Consider the following 25,274-nt stretch of genomic DNA (forward strand, 5'->3'; position numbering starts at 1 on the left):
CTATCGTTTCGATTTCGTCACATACTCCCGCAGTGGGAAAGCAAGATCAATAATACCAATAATGCGTAGCGGCGGTAGTAAAATGACCGGAATTGCTAGCAGAATAGCAGCCATCTTGTTCCATTTGCGTTCATGCGCCAGGAAGAAGAAGAATCCAATCGCCTGAATCATAAAGCCAATTCGCAGCAACGGCAGCAGATTGGCAGAAATCATGAGGATGTAATTATTCTCCGATCCTGCGAAGAAGAGCTGAAGAACCACACCAATCAAATAATACCAAATAAACGATCTAGAAAGTCTCCACTCACGAGCAGGCTTCATCTTAGGCGCTGCATAATTCATACTGTTCAAAATCGGACGGACAATAGAATGCGTAATGACAGCTATCATGAAAGAGCTTACGATTAGAGTCATCGGGATCATTTGAACCGTCATATGACTTAGCTTGTTTACATCCTCAGTCGTAAACCCAAGATCAGTAAACAGTGGATTAGCGGTACCGAGATCAGACAGAGGTGAGTTAACCATCTGTAGCACATCGTTCACATAGTTAGACAGATCAAAATTAAATAACGCCGTACCGAGTAATAAGAGTAACAAGAATTCTCCAAGAATTGTAACTGTACCCGCAATCACGGTAGACATTGCTGAGGCATGTCTTTTATACCAGCGGCCCATAACCAGAGCAGGTATTAAGAAATACGCCGCGATCAGCACATAAATAGGTGTAATCAGACCAACGATCAGCAACACCGGTAATACGTGTAGAACGAATTGTTTGGTGTTCAGCGTAGTGAATAACACTACTGCCGGAACAATCATAAATAAGGTAGTGATGATGAGCAGTGGAGTCGTTAAACTAAGCAGCAAAAGTAAGTATGCTACACTCCAAGCCACAGATGACCAGCGAAATTTCAACAGTATTCACCTCTTACGCATATGTTCTTCTAAAGCAGATATATCTTGATACCATTCTTCCAACTGATGCCCTTCCTGCTTATGCTTTCTGAGCTTCTCGAGTAGCAAGTCATCTAACTGACGATAAGGAATCCCTAGTCTGCGGCCCAATATATAAGAGCTCATAATCAAACTAGCCAGGCTGTCACCCACACGGGTAGTACTGCCTTCCCATAACGCTTTAAATAACCGTGAAACTTGGTCAATCACTTCTGTTTTTAACCATTCAATTACCTTGGCGCGTTTAGCTACATCTAGATCCTTCGGCACATTGGACACGTCTCTCTACCTCCGGCAAAAAGCTTTATTCTCCATTATAGCATAAAAAATTCCGTGTCACACAAGGCGCCCCGCGCACCTTAAGTATGCTTCAACAAGGGCCGAACTAATACTTCTAACCTTTTTAAAAAAAGACCTGTTTTCCGTTATCGCCGGAAATACAGGCCTTGTTCCGATTGCTTCTATTGCCGCGAATAAATTGGGCTATAATGACTCTTGTGATTGTTTTGATACAAATTTCTCACAATATTCTATGACTTGACTCCGGCGAACAATACCAATAAACCGGTTCATATCATCGACTACAGGAACAAAGTTCTGTACCTTAGCCAAATTAATCAGATCTTCCATATCCGCATCAATCGAGACAGGTCTGTTATTCATCCTTAACGGCAAATCTTTAAGTAAGAATTTTGAAGCGTTCTCGAAAGTAACCCTGCCCTCGGATTCCTTCATATACCAGAGCAGATCACCCTCTGTAACCGTGCCAGCATATTCTCCATTTCGGTTCAGAATAGGGACAGCAGTGTAACGGTGGAACTCCATCCTCTCCAGCGTTTGGCGTAGCGTTGAGTCGATCGTTACGCAAGCGACTTCCTGTTTCGGAAGTAAAAAAAATGCAATATTCATCTCTTGATCCTCCTCAAAGAGTTCCGAAGGAATTACGGTTCTTTAGCTTCCTCTTACTGCCATGCAAAATTATTAATACGTGACAGCTTAATAATAGTTCCAATACATTATAGCATGAAGACAGTAAGCAGCAGCCATGAGAATGTAAATGGCTGCTGCAATTATTTATATGAGTTTAATTTCCACTTTAGAATTATTGCGTAACTGCCGTTGCTTTAGGTTCCAGTGCATTACTTGCTTTTCCAGGTTCGATTAGTTGATCTACAGGTGTTGCTGCATTCATCCAGTTATCAATCATCGCCTTAGCTTCGCTCAGATCCTCTTCATCAACGATATCATAATAAATACCATCCATACGTTTACCTTCGCCCATAACTGTGAAGCTGGAGATATCCATCCCTTTTCCGCCCATGAATTTCTTAGCTAGGCTAATGATCATCGAAGGCTCTATATCGGTCTTGAAGTTATCCCCCATAATGTCCAGCAGTTTTGGAATATTGCCTATTTGGCTGATCGATAACATTTTATTAGCTACAACATCAATAAAAACTTGTTGGCGCTTGGTGCGGTTAAAGTCACTATCCTCACGATAACGCGTATAATTCAGCGCTTCTTGTCCGTTATAAAGCGATTTTCCAGCTTCAATTGTAAACTTTTCATGATCCTTACCTTTGTTCACAATTTCTTTCTTAATCGGCAGTGGAACGCCTCCAATAGCATCTACAGCATCCTTGAGTCCTTGAAAGTTGATTGTGGCATAATATTGAATATCATGACCAAGCAGCGCTTCTAGAGAATCCTTGGCCATTTGTTGCCCCCCAAAAGCATAGGCATGTGTAATCTTATCCTTTTTATTATCCTTATGGCCTATAATTTCCGTATACGTATCACGCGGAATAGAAATAAGCAGGATCTTATAATCCTCTGGGCGAACAACAGCGTACATCATGGTATCCGAACGTGCCGTTTCATTTTCGCGTTGATCGGTACCTAGCAGCATAATTGAGAACGGATCGCTTTTGTACACAACCGGTTCTGGCTTAACCTTGTTATCATCCTTAAGTGGCTGGTAAGATTCTTCCTTTAGCTTAGTTTCAACCCGATCAGACAAAAAGAGGTCGAAGGCTAATACAGCCAAGGAATTACGAAACAGAAAGCCTCCCGCTATAATAACAACAAGAACGATGAGGGCGATATATCTTTTCTTTATTTTTTTCATCTTTGATTCCTTCTTTATTGTAGAATAATTGCTTGCCTTATATATAATGCTCCCTGATCTTTATCAGGCAGTCATGTCTTTATTTCTCACAGCGATCGGCTATCCCTTATTCCATTATCTTATTGTCCCCCCATTCAGGAAATTCAGGTCATTCAAAATTATAGAAAAAAAGTTTTTTTGCGGTCCTAAAAATAATGTGGAGTAAAACAATATTTCTATTGTAATCACTAAATGGATAAAAAGAAACAACAAATAACGACATGAATAGGGAAAAAGCCCCAAACCAAGTAATATATACTGGTATGGCGCTCCAACATTAATTCCTAATTTTGAGCGGTTGTATCATATGTTTAACCCTATCTCCGGATTGCAAACCGCGGAAAAATCCATAATCAAATAATTTCGCTGCCCCTTCAAAACGGCTCTCATAAGTTTTTGCTCCCATAACAACTGCAATAAGCCTATGCCCATCCCGCTGGGCTGAGCCTGCAATGCAGTATCCTGCCCGGTTATCATGCCCAGTCTTTAAGCCATCTGTACCCTCATAAGCGTAGATACCACCCATAGCTGGAAGCATGAAATTACTGTTACTTACATATAGACCTTTATCCTTTAAATGCATTTGAGTACGGCTAGAAATATTGAGAATATCCGGATGATGATAGATTAGTGCGGCAGCCAATTTGGCGGTGTCCCGAGCTGTCATCATAGTCTCACCGCTAATATGCACATTCGGAGCAGTAAAACCAAGATCCTTACCCGATAGTCCCGTTGCGTTGGTAAATATTGTGTTGGAAGATAAGCCTAGACTACGTGCCTTTTCGTTCATCATTAGCACAAATGAAGCTTCTGAGCCAGCCATATACTCTGCCAATGCAACAGTAGCATCGTTAGCAGAATAAATGGTCATTCCCTCAAATAGTTCCCTTATGGTATAGAATTCTCCACGCTTCAATGAGAGACTTGTGCCACCTATTTTACTTGCCAAATCACTAATTGGAACCCTATCTTCCCATCTAATCATTCCAGAGGAGATTTGATCCAGCACAATCATTTCTGTCATTAATTTAGACACACTGGCCGGTGGCATGGGTACATCACCGTTTATATCCACCCATATATCTCCGGTATCCATATCTAAAAGCACTGCTGATTCCGCATCAATATTCGGTTTAAAACCAAGCTCAGTTGGCCTCCACACCACAAGCAAGACAACGAATAAAACAGCTGCAATTGTCCCCACTATTATCCGTCTTTTCATCGTCGTCATCCTCCATACTATATATGACGAATGAAACTACAATTTGATTTCACTTTTCACAAAAAATTTTTATTTTATTTTTCGTCCTCTTCCTTAATCCACCATTTATAAGGATCAATAATCGTACTTATAGAGTTCACACGAACGCCTTGTAGGCGCTTATTTACTGGAACAATAGCCTTTCGTTCAGCAAAAAAGATCATAGGCACTTCTTCATTAACTAGCTTCTGCCACTCATAATATATTTCTTTGCGATAATCCATATCATATGCCTTCATACTTACGCCTTCACGAATCAGCTCTTCATTACGCTCCGAAGACCAACGCGGATAGTTCCACAGATCATTTTCTCTCCATAGACCCGTTGGATCAGGATCACTCGCCAGCCCCCATACTCCGTAAAATAGTTCGATCGACGGATCGTCGGCTTCCACTGCGTCGTAGAAGCTGTGGAATTCCTTTAATGCTCCGCCGTTTAGCTGTACATCGAGTCCAACATCTCGCCAATTTCTTAAAATGGCATTCGTACGCAACTCTGCTGTTTGGCTGCCCAGCATAGAATCAAAATGAATCATCAGCTTTTGGCCCTTTGGATCTTCCCGTATTCCATCACCGTCTACATCCAAAAAACCAGCATCATCCAGTAGTTCCTTAGCCTTTGCAGGATTATATAGATAAGCATTAATCTGATTATCAGGAATCTTTGCCCAACTTGTACTAGATATTGGAGTCTCTACAGGTTCAGCCAGACCGTGGGAATATGCTTTTATGATCCCTTCACGATCTAGAGCATAGTACATAGCTTGACGTAACCTTTTATCTTCAAATTTAGGGTTATCCATTACGATGGTCTCGGTTTCCGTATCCCAATGTCCGAATTTAAAACCTATATATTCATAGCCTAGCTCAGCAGTTTGCAAGATGTTTACATTCTCCAATTTATTTAGCTCATCATAAGCATCCCTAGGGGCTGACTCTATATCAATTTCTCCTGTTTGAAAACGTTCGGCCACTTCCCTATCATCAAAGGCCTTATACACTACGCCTTCCAATAGCGCCTTACCTTTATAGTATTGATCAAAACGTTTCATTTCTACCCTCTCACCAGGCTTAATAAGTTCAACTTCAAAAGGGCCAATCCCAATAGGAGACTTTCGCATCTGGTCACTCTCGGGCATATCTTTAACAGCGATTCCAGTATAGTATTTCTTATTCATCGGATAAGGCCATAGACTGTCGATAGTGTTTACCCTTGCAGCAGTCACAGTTATTTTCAAAGTATAGGGATCTATAACCTTCAAGCCGGATATAGCCTTCGCTTCTTTCTTATGATAGGCTTCTGCACCCTGAATCATCTCAACACTATAATAACGCGAGCCCGTATAATCTGGATCAGCGATAGTTTCAATCGCAAATTTCCAATCCTCGACCGTTAATTCATCACCGTTGTGCCAACGGATTCCCGGTTTGATTTTAAAGGTAAATACTTTATGATCGTCAGATTCCTGCCAAGAAGCGATATTAGGAACCGTTAATAGATCATCATTTACGCTAAACATCGGCTCAGTAATAAACTCTAACACATGAAAATCATCTTCACCTTCATAAAATGCAGGCTCAAACAAGCCCGTAAACGGTGAGGAAAATCCGTAAGTAATTACTCCACCAGCTTGTGGCTTATCCTCTACCAAATTATGTCGAAAAGATAATGAATTACTGCTGGAAGTTGCTCTACTACATGCTGACAATAGGGTCGCCATCACAAGCAGCATTAACAACAACCTGCACATCTTCTTATTATTCATGTGTTTCTTCCCTTCTCTAGTTGAACGTATATCTACATATATCTACATATAAGCTACGGTATATAAATATTTTTACTGTAACAAAGTTTTATTTGCGGTTACAATAACTTCTAAGCTATAGGCCTTTACTCCTGCTTGAATTTCATTTTTTCGTTGTATTAATAAAAAAAAAGACCTGCCTCGCGGACAGATCTTCATTGCATTTATTCTTCATCCTTATGCGTAATTCTCAAGCCTTCAACATGTTTACGCTGCATCAACTTGCGCTTTTTACGAGTATCCTTACTCTCAAAAATAATATCAAAGTCATATTCCTCTGGATATAGCTCTTCTTTTGAAAGGTAAGGCTTCAACCGCTTATGATTAATTTTCATTTTTTGCTTCTGAATCATTACTCCAACCATACCTAAATGATCTCGCTTCTCGTATACGATTCCTGTCCGGCCCAGTGATGTTACAACAACTGCATCTCCAATTTCAAAATCGACCAGCTTCTCCTTACTGCGGATGGATGGAGTAGCCTCTTCTTCTGCGTTTTCATGTACCTCTACTGTTGCTACAGCGTTTCTCGGCTCTTCCTCTGTGCTGAACAGACTGCCCCATGCCTCCCCGCTGCCTTTCTGCAGCCTTTGTTGCTGCGCCTCTACAATTTCCCATGATCGTTTGATAACACTATCCTGTATACCTAGCTTTTTAGCGATTTGCAGAGCATAACTCTCCCCCGCTTCCCCGATAGTCAAGCGATACAACGGTTGCAGCGTCTCTTTGTCGAATTCCATTCGTGCATTTTGAAAGCCAGTCGTTGCGGCTGCGAAGGCTTTTAGCTCATTAAAATGTGTCGTAACGATAATATTCGCCCCTTTACGGCTCAGCTCTTCCAGAATCGCGATAGAGAGCGCAATGCCTTCTCCCGGGTCTGTACCAGCCGCCAGCTCATCAATGAGCAGCAGAACCCCTTTAGATGCATCTCTCAGCATTCCCTCAATACTCTTCATTTGCGCCGAGAACGTACTAAGTGATTGTGCCAGACTTTGTCCGTCGCCGATTACACTGATCACGTCCGAAAAAACAGTAAACTCGCTTCCCTCCTCAACCGGAATCAACAGCCCTGATTGAGCCATGATCGTCAGCAATCCCAGAGTCTTTAGCACCACAGTTTTCCCACCTGTATTTGGTCCTGTAATAATCAGTGATTTATAACCCCTCCCAATTTCTAGATTGATCGGAATCATATCCTTTAGCATGGGATGCCTACCACCGTTCATCTTTAAAAAGCCTTTGGCATTCAGCGTGACAGCAGATGCTCCCAGCGTTCGTGCGTATTTAGCTTTGGCAAAAATAAAATCATACGTGCCCGTAACCTCGATATTAAGGCGCAGTGTGGTCTGTTCCTGTTCTACCATACTAGTCAGCATACTAAGGATTACAGCTTCTTCTCGTGCCTCTTCTCCTAACAACAAATCAAGCTCAATCTGGAGGGAAGCAATCTCGTCTGGTTCGATAAAGACCGTCTGTCCACTTGTGGATTGATCAAGTACCGATCCCTTTATTTGCTTATGATATTCCCGTTTTACGGGGATAACGTAACGCCCGCCTCGCTGACTATAAATATTCTCCTGTAAAATCGATTGATGGCGTGACATAATCCCGTCGATTTTTTTATGAAGACGTTCTTTAGCCACTACGATTCGCTTACGAACACGCTCTAGCCCCTTACTTGCTCCATCATCAATTGCACCAAAACGGATACAGCGATCAATAGCCTCTCTCACATGATTTAATTCCATCAATGAAGAGGCATATGCAGCAATTCGTGGAGCGCTTTGTTCTTTAGAGGCCATATATTTGCGCAGTTGACTACAGCTCTTAAGAAATGTAGCAACTGCTGTGAAGTCTTGCTCATTGTACAAATATCCAGTCCCCATTAATGACATGATCCACTCAATCCCTTCTAATGAAGGAATCGGTACACTTGATCCTCGTTCCAGTAGTTCCTTAGCTTCAGAAGTTTCCTCGATTGCTCTTTGAATCGTCGGTAAATAAGTCATTGGCATAAGCTCTTCTACAGCTTTCTTTCCCACATAAGATACTGCGTGACGGGCAAGCTCAGTTTTAATGATTTCGTATTCCAATGTGTTTAGACTTTGTAAGTTCACAGCAAATCCTCCTTCAAATCTCTATTGGTTTGGACCTAATTCTCCCTAACACAAAGAAGGACAAAGAATGCCACTATGGCAGTCCTTGCCCTTCTTTTTAAACTGATGCCTCCTATCGTTCTAAGGCCCTTAAATGTAGCAGGTGCCGAAAAACAAAAAAACCGTGCAATAAGAGCACGGTTAATTACAAAGAGAACAACAGCCGTAAAGAGGCCATTTGACGCTTCGTGTGTTCTTAACTAAATCATCCACTCGTAAGGAACAACAGACTGCTGCGTAATACGAACTCAAATAGAGCACGTAATCGCCTCATGACGAGCCTGCTAAAGCCTTCCAATCAAGTGTTATGAAATTGCTAGTTAAGAACGGTCACCAACATCAAAATTTCCCCTTTAGTTATAGGATAGCTGTAATTTAACACATTACGGTTCCATCGTCAAATCGGTGAATACCCAAATCATTCAATTTCATGCTGTCCATCTTCTATGTACAAAAAAAGCAGTCGGTTTCCCGACTGCTTTTATATAACGTCCTATTCCGTTGTGTAAGGAAGCAACGCGATTTGACGCGAGCGTTTTACAGCAATGGTAAGAGCACGTTGGTATTTTGCACTTGTACCTGTTACACGACGTGGCAAAATCTTTCCACGTTCGCTGATGAACTTCTTAAGAAGTTCGGTATCTTTATAATCAATGTGAGTAATCTTGTTCACAGTGAAAAAGCAAACTTTTTTACGCTTGTTGCGTCCACCACGACGTGCCGGTCTTTTGTCGTTGTCGGCGCCTTCTCTTGGTTTAAAAGCCATATTCTTTTCAGTCCTTCCTAATTAAAATGGCAAATCATCATCCGATATATCAATCGGTTTACCATCGCCCGAAAAAGGATCTTGAGTATTGTTGTTACGCGAGAAATTATTGTTGTTATTTCCGCGTCCAGCGTTACCACCGCCACCATATGCTGGCTCTTCAGGCATACTACTTGCACCACTTGAAGTATTTCCACCTTCACGGCTCTGCGAAGATTCCAGGAAACGAACATTATCAGCAATAACTTCAGTTACGTATACACGTTTGCCTTCGTTATTCTCATAATTCCGCACTTGGATGCGTCCTTCCACTGCTGTCAGACGACCTTTGCGCAAGTAATTGGCACAGGTTTCTGCTAGCTGTCTCCAGGTTACAACCGGGATGAAGTCTGCCTCACGTTCACCGTTCTGGCCCGTAAAGTTACGATCTACGGCTAGCGTAAATTGCGTTACGGCAACACCAGCGGGAGTATAACGAAGTTCCGGGTCACGGGTCAACCGTCCGATCAAAATGATACGGTTCAACAATTCTGGTCCCCTCCTTTAGAGCGATTCATTACAAAGCTTGTCAAGATCTTAAGCAACGTCGTTCGTAATGAGATAACGAATAACTTCGTCAGAAATCTTCATAAGACGTTCTAATTCAGTAACTACTGCAGGTTCTGCATTGAAGTTAACCAAAACATAAACGCCATCACGGAATTTCTTGATCTCATACGCAAGACGGCGTTTACCTTGCACTTCGTGCTTTGTAATTTCCCCGCCATTGGAGATGATGCCTTGGAATTTATCGACTGCTGCTTGAACAGCTTCTTGTTCAATGTCAGGACGAATAATGTACATCACTTCATATTTGCGCATAATTTTCACCTCCTTATGGTCTGAGGCCCCTAATCACGTCAGGAGCAAGGAACGAGCACAAACATAGACTCGCACCTGATTAATATACCAAAATGAACAGCAGAGTGCAAGCAATATTAATACTGGTCAACCGTTCAACCTCTTTTTACATGAAAAAATCACTACCTGCGCACAATAATTACGAATTCATCTACACTAAAAAAGGAGGAATAATGATGGGTGAGAAAACGGAATATGAAGAAGGCGACAAAGCCCCTAATCCAGGTATGTACACAGAGGTAGGCGAAGCGCGAAGCTTCCATACTGAAATTTCGAATCCACAACACATCAAGATGGAAAAAGGGGACACCTTCCCGGAGACCACCAATAAAAATCGAAAGTGGAAAAAGGTCGAGAAAGCACGCGTACATTAATTCAAGCCTAAACACCTTCGACTTATATTTTTAAAATCCATGTGTATAAAAAAAGCAACACTGCACATACTATTCTCAGGCAGTACAAAAGAGAGGTGTGGTTCCGTTGGCCGTCGTAGACGAACACAATCACAGGAGATCTGATTCAGCATCTAATGTAAGCTGGGAAGAGTAGTGGGTTATTGCCTTAAAAAAGCATTAGCCTCAGCAAAGCCTAAATCACTTTAGTCGCTATAAACAGAGAAATTCCAACATCATTGATGTACTGCCTCCTGAAGAAGGACCCGAAAGGGCCCTTCTTTTTGCATTGCAAATTGGCTTATCATAGGACACAAAAAAACCTCCGTTACAGGAACGAAGGACTCATTAAATGTTATATTATGCTGAAGTGGCGGAGAGGGTGGGATTCGAACCCACGCACGCTGTGACACGCCTAACTGATTTCGAGTCAGCCCCCTTGGGCCTCTTGGGTACCTCTCCGCAGCAAAAATAATTGTATCATGCAGACATGCCATTTGCAAGCTTAATTATTGTCTGTATTTTCCTCCACAGAGCGTAGTACCTTCTTCATATTTTTCTCGAATTTGGCACGGGGAATCAGAACACTATGCTGACAGCCTGTACACTTAATTCGGATATCCATCCCCATACGAATAATTTCCATTTCATTTGATCCACAAGGATGTTGCTTCTTCATCTGCACTATATCCCCAAGCTGAAAAACTTTACGTTCCACTATTCTTCCCCCTCTTCTCCTTCTTGTGTAGCTGCGATTTGCCGTCTTGATCCAGTGTTTAGCGATTGTGTTACTTCTCGTACATTTTCTGTTTTTGCAAGATCTATTTCAGCCTTCGCCTCTGCTTCTGCTTTCTTACGTGCTTTCTCTTCAGCTTGGGCCTGCTCCAGCATACTCTGTTTCTCTAATGCCTGTTTTATATCGTTTTGAATCTGTCTTTCCGCCGCATCTCTTGCATTAGGTGCACAGCTGGCTGCTATGCGTATTACATATTCCGAAGTGCTCATGGACTGTATACCGAGCACATTAGGGTAAGCAAGCACATTTGAGTTACGCTCATCTATGCCCTTTAGGGCCTCTCCAATTAATCCTAATGTGGCTTCGAAGCTTCGCTCCATTTTCACAGGAACATCGACTACAGCCAAAGCATTGGCAAGAGAATAGTTAGTCACATTCGTAATTAAGCCATTTGGGATAATAAATACCTCGCCAGTAGCGCTAAGTAATCTTGTTGTTCGTAAGCCGATTAATTCTACAGTTCCTTTATAAGTACCTGTCTGAATTACATCCCCTACCGCAAATTGGTCCTCCAGAATAATAAAGAACCCTGTAATAACATCCTTCACCAGACTTTGTGCTCCAAAACCTATTGCTAAACCAAGCACGCCCGCTCCAGCTAGCAAAGGTGCTAAGTCAAAGTGGAATTCTGAAAGTACAAGCATGATCATCACAAAATTACAGATAACCGTTACTACATTTTTCATCAATTCCCCTACTGTAGTAAACCTTCGGGTGTTAGACAGGATTCTGCCCCCGGTTTTACGTTCAAGCGAACGATCAATAATATTAGAAACAATTTTAATGATAACCCTGGTTAAGAGGAAAATAATAAGGATTCGCAGGCCCGAGAATAAGACGTTGGCCCACATATCCGCATCGGTAAACCAGTTCCACACTTTATCTTTAAAACGCAAAGCATCTTTTACAGCTTCACCGGGAGTAGTAGCCTCCAATATCCACCTATTCATAACGTGTATTCCTCCCTACCACTCTATCAGTATGTAATTCTCGTTGTGTTTTCCGTAAATACCGCGTATTTCAATATTCTGCTCAGATATAATCTTCTGTACCTCTCCCAGCGCACTTTGAAAAAATTGAATCGATATCGCGCAACCTGCCGTGATCTCTTTCGGGGTTGGAAATATATCAATTTCAATCTCCGCATACTCAAGCAGCATTTCAGCACGAAGCGCCTGCTGGGTAGAGTCAAACGCGATCAGCATCTCTTCCTGCATATAGGTTACGCCTCCCATAGGATTATCGTCCTATCTCTTGCCGCTGTAGTATAAAACCCCTCTTCTATCCATATACTAGATACCATCAAATAGAATCAGCTTCAGAAAGGAAGATGGTATGAATTTTTCATCCAAAGCTACATCAGCGCAAGAAACGTCTTGTTTAAAAATATCACATACAGATCCGGATATCTATTCCTCGATTACCCACCGACTACTTTTTCATTTTGCACGCACGCGCCCAGAGACCCAAATTGTCGTGATTTGTGTGGGAACAGATCGATCCACAGGTGATTCTCTTGGTCCTCTTGTTGGTACTGCATTATCACGTTTTCATAGTCCGTTGTTTCATTTATATGGAACGCTTGAAGAGCCTGTTCATGCCGTTAACCTTGAGGAAACTCTATCCCTAATCAACGAAAGATATAGTAACCCCTTTATCATCGGAATAGATGCTTGTTTAGGTCATTCTACTAGTGTGGGCTGCATTCAAGTTGTCGAAGGTCCTTTGAGACCGGGTGCTGGCGTAAATAAACAATTGCCGCCGGTAGGCGATATCCACTTGACGGGAATCGTTAATGTCGGCGGCTTTATGGAGTATTTTGTATTGCAAAACACGCGGTTAAGTTTAGTAATGCGATTATCTGATATTATTGCTACGAGTCTATATTCCGCTTTAAAACAATGGAATCTACATGCTAGGTCCGCTGCAACGCGAGAGTAACAACTTCTTTTTCTTCAGGTGATAGGACATACTGTGACTCGCCATTCTGCATAGGTTTAGAGTAAATATAAGAATTCTCACGATTATGAAGACTTGTTAATACAATACCACTGCTGTTGTCATCCAGTATAGCGACGGAGAAGCTCAAATCATTGCCACGTTCACCGAAGGCATTATAACGCTTCAGTGCAATATTGGACTTCATGCCACGCATTTTAGTTTGAGTAGCTTCTAATACAGCTTTTTGTTCACGTTGTTCTTCTTCCAACATGTCGCTTTGGTTCTTCAGATCAACCAGAAGGCCTTCCAGATCCTCTACACCGCTCCCAGCCATCATGGCCTCATATTTACGCCGCATAGTACGTAACTTAGCCCCCTGAGCGATCACAGTGATTACCAGCACCAACATAATTACTGTAAAAGCAAACACAAACCACTGCAACTGCTCACTAATTAATTGATTCAATTCAGACATGAATGGACCATCCTTTTTATTCATCTGCTGCGGGCATTGCCATATAACTCATCCATAGCAGCCAGCATTCTGCTTATATTATGCTCTGTCGTATCTACACCTACACTCGCCCGAACAGCACCACTCTCTAGCGTGTCAACAGCCTTATGTGCCAAAGGGGTACAATGCATACCCGCTCTGACTGCTATTTTATAATCACGATCTAGACGGTGAGCAATATTCGCCGATTCTTCTCCATCCACTACAAACGATACAATTCCGGTTCTAGGCGCTCCTAGTGAGGGTCCTAATAGTTTAATGCCTGGGATGTGGGACAACCCCTCCATCAGTCTCTGAGTTAATATCCACTCTCTCTCATGGATAACATTCGTCCCTAAAGATTGTACCTTTTGAACACCTGCTAGTAAACCGGCAATCCCTACCGTATTTTGCGTTCCTGCTTCATACCGATCCGGACGAACAGAGGGTTGATCACTATTTTCAGATTGACTCCCCGTTCCTCCATACATTAAAGGTTCAAGATCCAATTCAGGCGATATATAAAGTCCACCGGTCCCTTGTGGTCCGAGTAGTCCCTTATGCCCCGGAAATGCCAACAAGTCGATATTCATTTTTTTAACATCAATATCAATTGAGCCTGCGCTCTGAGCAGCATCCACCAGAAATACAGCGTTATGCGATTTAACAATATCACCAATATCACCAACAGGCAGTATACTACCAAGTAAATTGGAACTGTGATTACAAATCACCATTTTGGTGTTCAGTTGGAAAGCATTTTCGAGCTCCTGTAAATCCAATTGCCCTTCACGATCTACTTTCAGATAATCAACCGTCACCCCTAGTGTCTTACGCAAGTATTCTAGCGGTCGCCTCACAGAGTTGTGTTCTGTCATCGTAGAAATGACATGATCTCCAGCTTTTAGCATCCCTCTGATCGCCATATTCAAACTCATCGTAGTGTTATGAGTAAAGGCTATATCTTGTGCATTAGATACACCAAACAATCCAGCCAGCACACTCCGCGTCCTTACTAACACTCGCCCGCTACCCATCGCCAGCGAGTAATTACCTCTGCCAGCATTCGCTCCTGACTGTAGAGCATTCATCATCGCAGCTGCAACCTCCGGTGGTTTAGGCCACGAAGTAGCTGCATGATCCAGATATACGAAGTCTTCCATAACCTCGCCCCTCATCTAATACTCTTTTTGAAAGTCGTCTTATCCAAAAAAACATACCCCTAATTATCCGATGAAGGATATCTCAGGATATGTTCTTGGCATAGATACCCATTTAGTTACCCAATAATTCCAGCAATCTTTCTAAATCCTGAGCACTGTAGTAATTCAATTCAATCTTTCCTTTTTCCTTACCCTGTTTGATTTTCACTGTTGTTTTAAAACGTTCACGTAATACTTCCTCTACATTATCAATATAGGGGTCACGCTTAACCACCTTGGCTTTAACTCCGTTTGCTGGCTTTCGGTCCAAGTTCTTCACTGTTTCTTCTAGCTCTCTTACACTCCATTGTTGTTCTACGCATTGTTCAGCTAACTGTTTAATCACTTCCGGATCCTTCAAAGCAACAATTGCACGCGCATGCCCCATTGACATTGTTCCACGTGAAACATATTCTTTTACTTCTTCAGGTAAAGAAAGCAATCTTAGGAAGTTGGCGATGTGCGATCTGGACTTACCTACCTTAAGCGATAGTTCTTCCTGTGTGAGTGAGAACTGATCCATTAGGCCTTGATAAGCCACTGCGATTTCCATTGCATTTAAGTTTTCACGTTGCAAGTTTTCAATTAAGGCTATCTCCATGACCTGTTGATCACTAAGATTCCTAACGACTGCTGGAATTGTAGCTTTGCCACAATATTGCGAAGCCCGGAATCTGCGTTCGCCGGCAATGATCTCATATCCCTTCAATACGCTACGGACAATGATTGGCTGAATCACTCCATGTTGTCTGATAGATTCTGCTAGTTCTTGGATTGCCTCTTCATTAAAATCTTTACGTGGTTGATATGGATTAGCCCGTAGTTGAGCTAAGGGAATCTCAACTACCTTATCATCCTCATTAATAGATAAAGATGGAATCAGCGCATCCAGACCTTTTCCTAAACGTTTACTCATAAGAAATCACTTCCTTTGCCAACTCTAAATACACTTCCGCTCCTTTAGAGCGAGGATCATAAGTAATTATGGATTGCCCATGTGAAGGTGCTTCACTTAACCGGACATTCCGAGGAATAATGGTTCTATATACTTTCTCTTGGAAATACTTTTTAACCTCTTCTATTACCTGAATTCCCAGATTGGTCCGGGCATCAAGCATAGTCAATAATACTCCCTCTATCTTCAGATGCGGGTTGAGATTTTTTTGCACCAGACGAACGGTGTTTAAAAGCTGACTTAACCCTTCAAGCGCATAATATTCACACTGGATCGGGATAATTACCGAATCTGCTGCAGTAAGAGAATTGATTGTTAAAATACCAAGTGAAGGAGGACAATCGATGATAATATAATCATAATTGTTTTTAACCGCATTCAGCGCCTTCTTTAGCTTTAGCTCTCTGGAAATCGTTGATACCAACTCAATCTCCGCGCCCGCTAATTGAATAGTCGCCGGAATGATGTGCAGTCCTTCATTTTGAGTTTCCAGTATGGTTTCTAGAGGGTTTACCTCATTTATAAGAATGTCATATATACAATTCGCCACGTCCGCCTTGTTAACGCCAACGCCGCTAGTAGTATTACCTTGAGGATCGATATCAACTAGAAGCACTCTTTTTCCTAATGTAGCCATACCGGCACCTAGGTTCACGGAGGTTGTTGTTTTACCGACACCGCCTTTTTGATTTGCTATGGCAATAATCTTGGACACTTATTTCACCTCGAATAGTTAGGAAGAATCTTCTCGTAGATCGCAAGTACAATGTTCCTGACGCTGATGTAGCTTCACACTTTATGAAGAATATAGACAACTATTTTATACTGGAACTTTAAATACAGGCTGGACCAACACATCTCGGTTCTAGCCACAACAAAGGCGGCCAATCACCTCAGGGCCGCCTTCAGCTTTTGAAACAATTTATCTTTTGGGGATTTGGATTACAATCTCGTAATGGTCGCCACGGTCATTTTCTGACGTTTTGATTTCCATTCCGGAGCCTGTCACCATATCAATAGATTGACGAATTGTATTAAGAGCTAGACGAACATCCTTGGTATAGGAGACCCGTTTCGATTTTTTAGTTTGTGAGACTTGTTTGTAGAAAGCAATACGAGCTTCTGTTTGTTTAACATTTAATCCTTTTGCTATGATCTCTGCCAACACCTTCAGCTGCATTTCCACACTATCGAGTGATAATAATGAACGTGCATGTCTTTCAGAAATCTGACGCTCCATTAATGCGGTCTTAACCTCTTCTGGCAGGTTGAGTAAGCGAATTTTATTAGCTATGGTAGACTGACTTTTACCTAATCGCTGTGCCAAGCTTTCTTGCGTTAATTGATGAAGATCTATTAACTTTTGATAAGCAACAGCTTCTTCAATAGAGGTCAAGCCTTCACGCTGTAAGTTTTCTATAAGCGCAATAGATGCGGCCTGTGAATCATTGAATTCACGAACAATGGCTGGAATCGTCTCTAAACCAAGCTTTTTAACCGCACGCCAGCGTCGTTCACCTGCGATGATCTCGTATACGGAATCACGCATGCGTACAACTATGGGTTGAATGACCCCATGAGTTTTAATCGTCTGACACAACTCATCGATCTTATCGTCATCGAATATTGTCCGCGGTTGGTAAGGACTGCTAATGACCTCATGAACTGGTATTTGTTTGATTTCTTCTCCGCTGCTCCGCTCGTTAAATCCAAATAGCTTGGTAAATTGTTCTTTCATTCCGTTCATAACCACCTAATTTCGTTATAGTACGATCTTCTTGACCTTCTTCTCGGAAAGCGTATCGTACAGCAATAAAAAACATTCTGGTATTATGAAATCACCTGCTGCTATCAGGCATCATAATCTCTCCTTCTTTCGAACAAGAGTACAGAGAAGGAGTTATATACAAAATTAAAAGTCTACTATGCTATTCTATCACTTTTCTCTACATAATCATATTCTCCGTAAAGACCTATTTTTCCTGCATTTTCATAGTTACACTCTCTCAAAATCATATCCATTTAGTTTATATTTAAATATATGTTCATTTCAGCTCATTCTCGCTATTTCCCGCAAAAAAAGATCATCCTCCTTAAAATGGAGAATGACCTTGAATATATTAATGAATCTATAATGTTTCACGTGAAACATTACTTGATTAGTGGTGTTTTGGCAGGAATTCCCGCTTTTCGTGGATACTTAGCAGGACTAGCTCCTGTCTTACGAATAATAACAATATGTCGCGCTGACTCTTCGACGGGTAAGCTGAATGACTCTACTTTGTCGAGCTGGGCACGAAGCTCTTTTAAGCTATACTTCGCCTCAGTTAATTCCTCAGAAGGATCGTTTCCCTTCATGGCAGCGAAAACTCCATCCTTGCGTGTGAAAGGAAGACAAAATTCATTCAACAAGGATAATCTTGCCACTGCACGCGCAGTCACCAAATCGTACGCATCACGATGCTTGAATTGCCGAGCAACATCCTCCGCACGACCATGAATTAATTGCACATCAGATAATTTCAGTGTAGTACAGACATGTTGTAGAAAAGAAATTCTTTTACTTAATGAATCAATAATCGTCAGCTTCAAATGTGGAAAACAAATTTTAAGCGGAATTCCTGGGAACCCTGCTCCCGAACCGATATCTGCCAAATTGTTTATCTCATTGAAATTAAGGAAGAAAGCTAGAGAGATCGAATCATAGAAATGTTTCGTGTAAACCTGCTCACGCTCTGTTATTCCGGTGAGATTCATTTTTTCATTCCAGGATACGAGCTCTTTATAGTAGAGATCAAATTGCTCTAATTGTTCTGCTGTAAGTGTAATACCTCGTTCCTGTAAAAGCTGTGTGAATTGAATTTCCGTATTATCCATAAATTATCCTTTCGCCGCGGTTACCCGGTTGTAATGCTCCAGATATACGAGAAGAATGGAGATGTCAGCAGGTGTGACTCCCGCAATCCGAGAAGCCTGCCCGATAGAGATCGGACGGATCTTAGTCAGCTTCTGCCGTGCTTCCATCGCTAATCCATGGATTTCATTATAATTAATGTCATCTGGAATTTTCTTCTTTTCCATCTTTTGCAGGCGCTCCACATGTTGAAGCTGTTTTTCAATATAACCGGCATATTTAATTTGGATTTCCACTTGTTCCTTCATTTCTGCATCCAGCAGCTCCGGTGATGGTGAGACTTGATCTACGAAGCTATATACAAGCTCTGGACGACGCATCAGAACAAGCAAATTGCTGCCGTCTACAATAGGTGCCGATTCATATTGTGCTAGTACATGATTTACCTCAACAGGTTTAACCTTTGTCTCTTGCAGACGAACAATTTCACGCTCCACCCGTTCTTTCTTATCCGTGAAGTTATCAAATCGTTCCTTTGTGATCAAACCAATATCGTAACCAATAGGTGTAAGTCTTAGATCTGCATTGTCATGGCGAAGCAACAACCGATATTCTGCACGTGAAGTAAGCAAACGGTAAGGTTCATTAGTACCCTTAGTCACGAGATCATCAATGAGTACGCCAATGTATCCCTGTGAACGATCTAAAATTACGGGTTCTTTCTCTTGCACCTTGCGCGCTGCATTTATTCCAGCCATCACACCTTGGCCTGCTGCTTCCTCATAACCGGAAGTACCATTAATTTGTCCAGCTGTGAAAAGACCTGGTAAACGTTTAGTTTCGAGAGATGGCCATAGCTGTGTAGGAACCATTGCATCATATTCAATAGCATAACCGTTACGCATCATTTCTACCTTTTCCATACCAGGGATGGAACGCAGAATGGCTAGCTGAACATCCTCAGGAAGACTAGTGGACAGACCTTGTACATAGTATTCCGATGTATTTTTTCCTTCTGGCTCTAAAAAGATCTGATGCTTAGATTTATCACTAAATCTTACTACTTTATCTTCAATGGATGGGCAATAACGTGGGCCTGTTCCTTCTATAATACCCGTAAACATCGGTGCTCGGTGTAGGTTGTCATTAATAATCTGATGAGTAACCTCAGAGGTATAAGTTAACCAACAAGGAAGCTGTTCATTGTCAGATGATTTCGTTTCAAACGAAAAGAATTTAGGCTCCTCGTCGCCAGGTTGAATTTCCGTCTTCGAGAAATCGATCGTATCACGATGCACACGTGGTGGTGTACCGGTTTTAAAACGCACCAATTCAAAACCAAGCTCCCGCAAATTCTCGGATAGCTTCACTGATGGCTGCTGATTGTTAGGTCCACTCTCATATGTCAGTTCACCCATAATCACTTTACCACGCAGGTAAGTACCTGTAGTCAGGATAACTGTCTTACTATGATATTCCGTTCCAGTCTTCGTAACTACACCTGCACAACGTCCGTCCTCAACGATTAAACGTTCAACCATTCCTTGACGAAGCGTCAAATTAGGCGTTTTCTCCATCGTTTCCTTCATTGTATGTTGGTAAAGGAATTTATCCGCTTGTGCACGTAAAGCATGTACAGCAGGTCCCTTACCCGTATTCAGCATACGAAGTTGAATAAATGTCTTATCTATATTGCGACCCATTTCTCCGCCAAGCGCATCAATCTCACGCACTACATGTCCTTTGGCAGGTCCGCCTATGGACGGATTGCAGGGCATGAATGCAACCATATCCAGGTTAATTGTGATCATCAACGTGCTGCAGCCCATCCGTGCTGACGCTAGAGCTGCCTCACAACCGGCATGACCGGCGCCAATGACGATTACGTCATAGCTACCTCCATCATAACTCATGTCCTGTTTCCCCCTAATTATTATATTTAAAATGTAAAACCTATTTTCCTAAACAAAATTGCGAGAATATTTGGTCTAATAACGAGTCTGCTGCTGTATCGCCAATAATCTCACCGAGCTGTTCCCATGCGAGCCGTACATCGATTTGAATCATATCAATCGGAATATACTGTTCGGCAGCATCATATGCATCCTGTAGTGATTTATAGGCTTTTTTAAGCAGTGCTATATGTCTCACATTACTCACATATGTCAAGTCACCCGATTCCAGCTTTCCACCAAAAAAGAGTGTCGAAATGGCATCTTCAAGTTTGTCTAGACCTTCCTCTTCCAGAACGGACATTGGTACGATGTTGGACTCTTCAAAGAAAGAGAGCAACTTATCCTTATCCAGTTTGGACGGTAAGTCCATTTTATTCATGATTACTAGGCATTGTCTACCGTGGATTTGTTCCATCAATGCCAATTCATCCTCATGTAGCTCTTCATTAGCGTTTAGCACAAGTAGAATCAAATCCGCATCGCTAACTGCAGCCTTGGAGCGTTCCACACCAATCTTCTCCACTACATCGATCGTTTCACGAATTCCTGCCGTATCAAGCAGCTTAAGCGGAATGTTGTTAATCGTTATATACTCTTCAATAACATCACGTGTTGTTCCGGGAATATCCGTTACAATCGCTTTGTTATCACGCGCTAATGCGTTCAATAATGAAGATTTACCAACATTGGGACGCCCGACTATAGCTGTCGTTATACCCTCACGAAGTATTTTTCCTTCATTAGAAGTCTTGAGTAACTTTGTGATTCCTTCCATCACTTCACTGCTTTTATCTTTAATAAATTCAGCTGTCATGGATTCTACATCATGCTCTGGATAATCTATATTCACTTCGATATGCGCCAGCATCTCAATAAGTGTATGGCGCAAGGCATGAATTCGATCCGACAAGGACCCGCTAACCTGCTTTAAAGCCACCGAAAAAGCGCGATCTGACTTCGAGCGAATGAGATCAATAACCGCTTCAGCCTGTGATAAATCAATACGTCCGCCCAAGAAAGCACGCTTGGTGAACTCACCCGGCTCGGCTAACCTTATCTCCTGTTGAAGAAGTAAATCCATCACCCTTCTTACAGAGATTACACCCCCATGAGCACTGATCTCTACTACATCTTCGGTCGTAAAAGAACGTGGGCCCTTCATGACGGTTACTAGTACTTCTTCCATCTTCTCTCCGTTATTCGGACTAACGATATGCCCATAATGAACGGTATGCGATTCCGCTTCAGTTAGCGGAACTCGGCTACGAAACAAAGGCGCCACTTGGGAAATAGCCTGCGGGCCACTTACCCGAATAATAGCAATTCCTCCCTCGCCTAATGCCGTCGATACGGCAGCAATGGTGTCACTAAGCATGCTGTTTTTCACCCCAAAACCTATATTTTTTTGATCAGAAACGGTCTTATATTGTTAAAAAAGCAATGACCCCTTACATTGGTCAAGGAGTCATTGCATCCATATAGTCTTTACTTCAAAGTTATAACGACGCGGCGATTTGGCTCTTCGCCCTTACTAAGGGTATTCACTTGCCGATGATCCTGTAATCTGGAGTGAATAATTTTCCGCTCCTGAGGTGACATCGGCTCCAATACAACCTCTTTACGAGTCCGAATGACACGACCGGCTAAACGATCAGCCAGCTCTTCGAGAGTTTTTTTACGCCGCTCACGGAAGTTCTCCGCATCTAGCACAAGCCGTATAAAACTGTCGGAGTAACGATTAGCTACGATATTAGCCAAATACTGCAGAGCATCGAGAGTTTGTCCTCTTCTACCAATCAATAGTCCCAAATCTGGACCTGATATTTGCAGAATCGTGGATTCCTTGGTGTGGACGATTTCGACTTCCACTTCGAGCCCCATGCTCTTAGCGACATCCACAATGAAATGAACGGCTTCTTGGTAAGCTTCCTCCACCGGTTGTCCGGAATCTTGGCGCGGCACGCCGCCGTTAGCCTCCTGTTTGCTCTCTCTTGTTGACTGCTGAGGCAGTGACGGAGCACTCGCCGCTGATGCCGGTGCGGCTTCGGCTATCAAGGTTAATTCAACCTTGGCACCTTTCGCACCGATCAATCCCAGGAATCCTCTTGATGGCTGCTCAAGTACGTTGACCGTTACCCGGTCCTTTTGAACTCCAAGCTGGGTAAGTCCCCGTTCTACAGCTTCTTCAATGGTTTTCCCTGTTGCGACGACTTTGCTCATTTTGACTTTTTGGCTCCCTTCGATGCTTTACTGCCGCCTTTACTCTTCACAGCAGTTGAGTCATCTGTACTTTTCACAGCACTTGCGATTGCCAATTTGTGTTTATCATTGTTGCGATATAAGAAATAGTTCTGAACAATAGTGTAAATGTTACTGTATACCCAGTATAGCGGCAATGCTGCTGGGAAGTTGTAGGACATAACGAAAATCAGAACTGGATAAATCATCATCATGAACTGCATTGGCCCTTGTTGTTGCATCGGGTTCATTTTAGTCATCATTCTAGTTTGTATAAATGTTGTTAATGCGGCTAGCACTGGCAAGATAAACAGATGATCGGGCTTACCTAGCTGCAGCCATAAGAAGTCGTGCTCCCGTAGATGTGGGTTATAATATATCGAGTTGTAGAGAGCGATAAAGATAGGCATTTGTACGATCAGCGGTAAACAACCCGCCATTGGGTTAACCTTATTCTCTTGGAACAAACGCATCGTTTCTTGCTGCACCTTTTCAGGTGTGTCTTTATATTTTTTCTGGATCTTTTGGAGTTCCGGTTGAATGGCTTGCATTGCTCGCGAGCTCTTCACCTGTTTAATCGTAAGCGGAAGAATCAGCGTGCGGACAATAATAACCATCACAAGTACGGCTAAACCATATTCTCCGTTAAACCAATCAGCAAACTTGTCCAAGGCAATGGCGAAATAATACACTACATTACTTTGCCAGAAGCCTCCATTCTTTAAATCCTCCGTAGTGTGCGTAACAGCAGTTGACGGAGCGCATCCCGACAGAACAGCTAACGACAACACCATCACTGTGATGAGGAGAAACCATTTTCCCCGTCTAGTCTTCATTAGAGACACTTCAAAACCCCTCTCTTGAACATTCCATTCCACCGTAAATCATACCATAATTATGAATACAAATAAACAAGCCTCTTATGCGTCCTTTATTTGCGGGAAGCCTTGAGTAGCTTGGCTTTGCGCAGTACATGCAGCACGCTTTTTTCGAGCTCACTGTATTCCATGGAAAGTGCTCCTTTTCTTACAATAAACACTATATCGAGTCCACCTGCAATCTCAGGTTCATGGTGACGAACGATTTCCTTAACCAATCTTCTCATACGGTTACGGACTACAGCGTTTCCAACCTTCTTACTGACCGATATTCCTACTCTAAATCGCTCTACCTCTTTTTTGCTAAACCAATACACTACAAATTGATGATTCGCAAATGACTTCCCATGGCGATATACACGACTGAAGTCGGCACGGTTTCGTAAACGTAACTTTTTGTGCACGGGAATCTCCTTCATAAAAATCCGGTTAAAAGTGTCCTCCGAATTTTTTTCTTCTAATAGTATAGTCATTTGGATGTCGCCATAAACGACTGCGACTACAACGCTGAAATTTCTCTTCTATATTATAGAAAGAAAAATATTCTCAACTTCTCACAAAATAATTCTGTATATACGATAAATAGCCCCGCAAAGTGTAGCTAGCGCATTTAGCGAGATCCTAGTCGTTTGCAGAGCAATAAGCATAAACCGCCTTCGGCGTCCTTATAAGAACGGTAACATTTAAATTCTTTAGAATAATAAAAAGCAGTAAAAAAAGACCACCGGAGTGGTCCCTTAGTGGCCTAACTTACGCACTCAAAACTTTTCTGCCTTTCAAGCGGCGAGCTGCCAGCACTTTACGGCCGTTTTTCGTGCTCATTCTTTTACGGAAACCGTGAACCTTCTTGCGTTTGCTCACATTTGGTCTAAATGTCGGTCTCATAATTGCACCTCCCTTACAGGAACTTAATTACTGTCATATAAGCAGAAACGGTCTAAGCCGTCCTTATAGTAGGGACAGTATCTACATGAATCATCATTTAATTATCAAGACATATCCTTACAGAAAACACCTTTATATATTTAAACATATTTTATGCGCAAAAGTCAACCTACTACTGGCTCCAGCCCCTCCCTCTAATTCAAGCTGCTTATCCACAACTTCCATTAGAAAAAAAGTAATCCACAAGATATGACAGTTATCCACCTGTGATCAAAAAATAAAGTCGACTACTCACAAATGAGCACAACCTGTGTATAAAATTATCGAAGCTTTGACGTAAAGTGTCGAACCGTAAACAAATTATCAACAATATGTAGTGGTGTTCCTAATAATTGTACACAAGTGATTGAATTTGTGGATAAAATAGCCCTGCTCATTGAAAAATAAGGGGCGTTTTGCTATGATGGTATTACTTTTGAATGTGAATAGATTTGTTTGTTCTCTTAATTATCAACAAGCTGTGGATAAAGTTGTGAACAAATCAAATTTATCCATATTTTTTTGTCTCTTTATATTGCCTACTGGGGATAAATATCAGCACCAACCTATTTTCTTCGACATTTCCACTTCATGGCTGATGCCACATTTGGAAGATTTAAAGGAGTGACAGTCT

The 25,274-nt window shown here is 42.1% G+C and carries 27 protein-coding genes and 1 tRNA gene; 2 read left to right on the plus strand and 26 right to left on the minus strand.

All coding sequences use genetic code 11. The features are described from left to right. The 10 genes from NST74_RS29665 to rpsF all read right to left on the minus strand — a co-directional run bounded on the left by NST74_RS29665 (position 1) and on the right by rpsF (position 9,973). On the minus strand, positions 1–918 hold the full coding sequence (locus tag NST74_RS29665) for a DUF2232 domain-containing protein (protein ID WP_042131714.1): 918 nt from the start codon (positions 916–918) through the stop codon (positions 1–3). Between the two features lie 6 nt (positions 919–924). Further along, positions 925–1,227, minus strand: a complete 303-nt coding sequence (locus NST74_RS29670; RefSeq protein WP_170880353.1) for a MazG-like family protein — start codon at positions 1,225–1,227, stop codon at positions 925–927. 213 nt (positions 1,228–1,440) lie between these two features. Continuing rightward, positions 1,441–1,866 carry a CBS domain-containing protein gene (locus NST74_RS29675; protein WP_339318216.1) on the minus strand — a complete coding sequence of 142 codons (426 nt, stop codon included), beginning with the start codon at positions 1,864–1,866 and terminating at the stop codon, positions 1,441–1,443. A gap of 193 nt (positions 1,867–2,059) precedes the next feature. Next, entirely contained in the window at positions 2,060–3,085 is a 1,026-nt protein-coding gene (locus NST74_RS29680; protein ID WP_341115785.1) for an LCP family protein, read from the minus strand. 316 nt (positions 3,086–3,401) lie between these two features. Then, positions 3,402–4,346 carry a D-alanyl-D-alanine carboxypeptidase family protein gene (locus tag NST74_RS29685; protein ID WP_341115786.1) on the minus strand — a complete coding sequence of 315 codons (945 nt, stop codon included), beginning with the start codon at positions 4,344–4,346 and terminating at the stop codon, positions 3,402–3,404. Between the two features lie 74 nt (positions 4,347–4,420). Beyond that, on the minus strand, positions 4,421–6,151 hold the full coding sequence (gene opp4A, locus NST74_RS29690) for an oligopeptide ABC transporter substrate-binding protein (protein WP_341115787.1): 1,731 nt from the start codon (positions 6,149–6,151) through the stop codon (positions 4,421–4,423). Positions 6,152–6,354: 203 nt separating this feature from the next. Beyond that, positions 6,355–8,307, minus strand: coding sequence for an endonuclease MutS2 (locus NST74_RS29695; protein WP_341115788.1), 1,953 nt, complete (start codon positions 8,305–8,307; stop codon positions 6,355–6,357). 532 nt (positions 8,308–8,839) lie between these two features. Beyond that, positions 8,840–9,112 (minus strand): 30S ribosomal protein S18, encoded by a 273-nt coding sequence (gene rpsR / locus NST74_RS29700; protein WP_036651767.1) that lies wholly within the window; start codon positions 9,110–9,112, stop codon positions 8,840–8,842. 21 nt (positions 9,113–9,133) lie between these two features. Beyond that, positions 9,134–9,640: a single-stranded DNA-binding protein gene (ssb, locus tag NST74_RS29705; protein WP_036677780.1), complete on the minus strand. Its 507-nt coding sequence runs from the start codon at positions 9,638–9,640 to the stop codon at positions 9,134–9,136. 48 nt (positions 9,641–9,688) lie between these two features. After that, entirely contained in the window at positions 9,689–9,973 is a 285-nt protein-coding gene (rpsF, locus tag NST74_RS29710) for a 30S ribosomal protein S6 (protein WP_036677776.1), read from the minus strand. A gap of 215 nt (positions 9,974–10,188) precedes the next feature. Here rpsF and NST74_RS29715 point away from each other — a divergent pair, with 215 nt between their 5' ends. Beyond that, entirely contained in the window at positions 10,189–10,386 is a 198-nt protein-coding gene (locus NST74_RS29715; RefSeq protein ID WP_042131720.1) for a YjzC family protein, read from the plus strand. Between the two features lie 389 nt (positions 10,387–10,775). On the opposite strand, the gene NST74_RS29720 is transcribed toward NST74_RS29715, so the two are convergent. From NST74_RS29720 to NST74_RS29735, 4 genes are all read right to left on the minus strand, one after another. After that, positions 10,776–10,866, minus strand: a tRNA-Ser gene (locus tag NST74_RS29720). Between the two features lie 43 nt (positions 10,867–10,909). Next, a complete protein-coding gene (locus NST74_RS29725; RefSeq protein WP_076120612.1) occupies positions 10,910–11,122 on the minus strand; it encodes a DUF951 domain-containing protein in 213 nt (70 codons plus the stop codon). After that, positions 11,122–12,150, minus strand: coding sequence for a mechanosensitive ion channel family protein (locus NST74_RS29730; RefSeq protein WP_341115789.1), 1,029 nt, complete (start codon positions 12,148–12,150; stop codon positions 11,122–11,124). The genes NST74_RS29725 and NST74_RS29730 overlap by 1 nt, the downstream gene beginning before the upstream one ends. Before the next feature lie 15 nt (positions 12,151–12,165). Continuing rightward, positions 12,166–12,417: a DUF3343 domain-containing protein gene (locus tag NST74_RS29735; protein ID WP_341115790.1), complete on the minus strand. Its 252-nt coding sequence runs from the start codon at positions 12,415–12,417 to the stop codon at positions 12,166–12,168. Between the two features lie 118 nt (positions 12,418–12,535). Here NST74_RS29735 and yyaC point away from each other — a divergent pair, with 118 nt between their 5' ends. Beyond that, a complete protein-coding gene (yyaC, locus tag NST74_RS29740; RefSeq protein WP_341115791.1) occupies positions 12,536–13,141 on the plus strand; it encodes a spore protease YyaC in 606 nt (201 codons plus the stop codon). Here yyaC and NST74_RS29745 read toward each other — a convergent pair. From NST74_RS29745 to rpmH, 12 genes are all read right to left on the minus strand, one after another. Then, positions 13,116–13,616, minus strand: coding sequence for a DUF4446 family protein (locus NST74_RS29745; RefSeq protein ID WP_042131725.1), 501 nt, complete (start codon positions 13,614–13,616; stop codon positions 13,116–13,118). The genes yyaC and NST74_RS29745 overlap by 26 nt on opposite strands. Before the next feature lie 20 nt (positions 13,617–13,636). Beyond that, complete coding sequence (locus NST74_RS29750; RefSeq protein ID WP_341115792.1) at positions 13,637–14,797, minus strand: aminotransferase class V-fold PLP-dependent enzyme; 1,161 nt, start codon at positions 14,795–14,797, stop codon at positions 13,637–13,639. Positions 14,798–14,909: 112 nt separating this feature from the next. After that, entirely contained in the window at positions 14,910–15,752 is an 843-nt protein-coding gene (locus NST74_RS29755) for a ParB/RepB/Spo0J family partition protein (protein ID WP_042131727.1), read from the minus strand. After that, positions 15,745–16,506 (minus strand): ParA family protein, encoded by a 762-nt coding sequence (locus tag NST74_RS29760; protein ID WP_042131728.1) that lies wholly within the window; start codon positions 16,504–16,506, stop codon positions 15,745–15,747. The genes NST74_RS29755 and NST74_RS29760 overlap by 8 nt, the downstream gene beginning before the upstream one ends. 207 nt (positions 16,507–16,713) lie before the next feature. Further along, entirely contained in the window at positions 16,714–17,529 is an 816-nt protein-coding gene (gene noc, locus NST74_RS29765) for a nucleoid occlusion protein (RefSeq protein WP_042131729.1), read from the minus strand. 413 nt (positions 17,530–17,942) lie between these two features. Then, positions 17,943–18,668 carry a 16S rRNA (guanine(527)-N(7))-methyltransferase RsmG gene (gene rsmG, locus NST74_RS29770; protein ID WP_341115793.1) on the minus strand — a complete coding sequence of 242 codons (726 nt, stop codon included), beginning with the start codon at positions 18,666–18,668 and terminating at the stop codon, positions 17,943–17,945. A 3-nt stretch (positions 18,669–18,671) separates the two neighbouring features. Further along, positions 18,672–20,558, minus strand: a complete 1,887-nt coding sequence (gene mnmG, locus NST74_RS29775) for a tRNA uridine-5-carboxymethylaminomethyl(34) synthesis enzyme MnmG (RefSeq protein WP_076120617.1) — start codon at positions 20,556–20,558, stop codon at positions 18,672–18,674. Positions 20,559–20,598: 40 nt separating this feature from the next. Continuing rightward, positions 20,599–21,975 carry a tRNA uridine-5-carboxymethylaminomethyl(34) synthesis GTPase MnmE gene (gene mnmE / locus NST74_RS29780; protein ID WP_341116024.1) on the minus strand — a complete coding sequence of 459 codons (1,377 nt, stop codon included), beginning with the start codon at positions 21,973–21,975 and terminating at the stop codon, positions 20,599–20,601. 110 nt (positions 21,976–22,085) lie between these two features. Next, positions 22,086–22,820, minus strand: coding sequence for an RNA-binding cell elongation regulator Jag/EloR (gene jag, locus NST74_RS29785; RefSeq protein WP_042131733.1), 735 nt, complete (start codon positions 22,818–22,820; stop codon positions 22,086–22,088). Continuing rightward, on the minus strand, positions 22,817–23,683 hold the full coding sequence (locus tag NST74_RS29790; RefSeq protein WP_283909663.1) for a YidC/Oxa1 family membrane protein insertase: 867 nt from the start codon (positions 23,681–23,683) through the stop codon (positions 22,817–22,819). Before NST74_RS29790 ends, jag begins: the two co-directional genes overlap by 4 nt. A gap of 86 nt (positions 23,684–23,769) precedes the next feature. Then, positions 23,770–24,120, minus strand: coding sequence for a ribonuclease P protein component (gene rnpA / locus NST74_RS29795; protein WP_076120620.1), 351 nt, complete (start codon positions 24,118–24,120; stop codon positions 23,770–23,772). A gap of 346 nt (positions 24,121–24,466) precedes the next feature. Further along, positions 24,467–24,601 carry a 50S ribosomal protein L34 gene (rpmH, locus tag NST74_RS29800; protein ID WP_039295761.1) on the minus strand — a complete coding sequence of 45 codons (135 nt, stop codon included), beginning with the start codon at positions 24,599–24,601 and terminating at the stop codon, positions 24,467–24,469. Positions 24,602–25,274: the final 673 nt, after the last annotated feature.

The organism is Paenibacillus sp. FSL F4-0125 (genome assembly GCF_038008565.1).
Lineage (GTDB): Bacteria > Bacillota > Bacilli > Paenibacillales > Paenibacillaceae > Paenibacillus_AQ.

Excerpts from the sequence above, each read along its gene's own strand:
- rpsR (WP_036651767.1), bottom strand. The coding sequence starts at position 9,112 with ATGGCTTTTAAACCAAGAGAAGGCGCCGACAACGACAAAAGACCGGCA.
- noc (WP_042131729.1), bottom strand. The coding sequence starts at position 17,529 with ATGAAAGAACAATTTACCAAGCTATTTGGATTTAACGAGCGGAGCAGC.
- mnmE (WP_341116024.1), bottom strand. The coding sequence starts at position 21,975 with ATGCTTAGTGACACCATTGCTGCCGTATCGACGGCATTAGGCGAGGGA.
- opp4A (WP_341115787.1), bottom strand. The coding sequence starts at position 6,151 with ATGAATAATAAGAAGATGTGCAGGTTGTTGTTAATGCTGCTTGTGATG.
- rpmH (WP_039295761.1), bottom strand. The coding sequence starts at position 24,601 with ATGAGACCGACATTTAGACCAAATGTGAGCAAACGCAAGAAGGTTCAC.
- NST74_RS29675 (WP_339318216.1), bottom strand. The coding sequence starts at position 1,866 with ATGAATATTGCATTTTTTTTACTTCCGAAACAGGAAGTCGCTTGCGTA.
- NST74_RS29735 (WP_341115790.1), bottom strand. The coding sequence starts at position 12,417 with ATGCAGGAAGAGATGCTGATCGCGTTTGACTCTACCCAGCAGGCGCTT.
- rpsF (WP_036677776.1), bottom strand. The coding sequence starts at position 9,973 with ATGCGCAAATATGAAGTGATGTACATTATTCGTCCTGACATTGAACAA.
- NST74_RS29750 (WP_341115792.1), bottom strand. The coding sequence starts at position 14,797 with ATGGAAGACTTCGTATATCTGGATCATGCAGCTACTTCGTGGCCTAAA.
- yyaC (WP_341115791.1), top strand. The coding sequence starts at position 12,536 with ATGAATTTTTCATCCAAAGCTACATCAGCGCAAGAAACGTCTTGTTTA.
- NST74_RS29680 (WP_341115785.1), bottom strand. The coding sequence starts at position 3,085 with ATGAAAAAAATAAAGAAAAGATATATCGCCCTCATCGTTCTTGTTGTT.
- NST74_RS29685 (WP_341115786.1), bottom strand. The coding sequence starts at position 4,346 with ATGAAAAGACGGATAATAGTGGGGACAATTGCAGCTGTTTTATTCGTT.
- NST74_RS29730 (WP_341115789.1), bottom strand. The coding sequence starts at position 12,150 with ATGAATAGGTGGATATTGGAGGCTACTACTCCCGGTGAAGCTGTAAAA.
- rsmG (WP_341115793.1), bottom strand. The coding sequence starts at position 18,668 with ATGGATAATACGGAAATTCAATTCACACAGCTTTTACAGGAACGAGGT.
- NST74_RS29755 (WP_042131727.1), bottom strand. The coding sequence starts at position 15,752 with ATGAGTAAACGTTTAGGAAAAGGTCTGGATGCGCTGATTCCATCTTTA.
- mnmG (WP_076120617.1), bottom strand. The coding sequence starts at position 20,558 with ATGAGTTATGATGGAGGTAGCTATGACGTAATCGTCATTGGCGCCGGT.
- NST74_RS29715 (WP_042131720.1), top strand. The coding sequence starts at position 10,189 with ATGGGTGAGAAAACGGAATATGAAGAAGGCGACAAAGCCCCTAATCCA.
- NST74_RS29745 (WP_042131725.1), bottom strand. The coding sequence starts at position 13,616 with ATGTCTGAATTGAATCAATTAATTAGTGAGCAGTTGCAGTGGTTTGTG.
- jag (WP_042131733.1), bottom strand. The coding sequence starts at position 22,820 with ATGAGCAAAGTCGTCGCAACAGGGAAAACCATTGAAGAAGCTGTAGAA.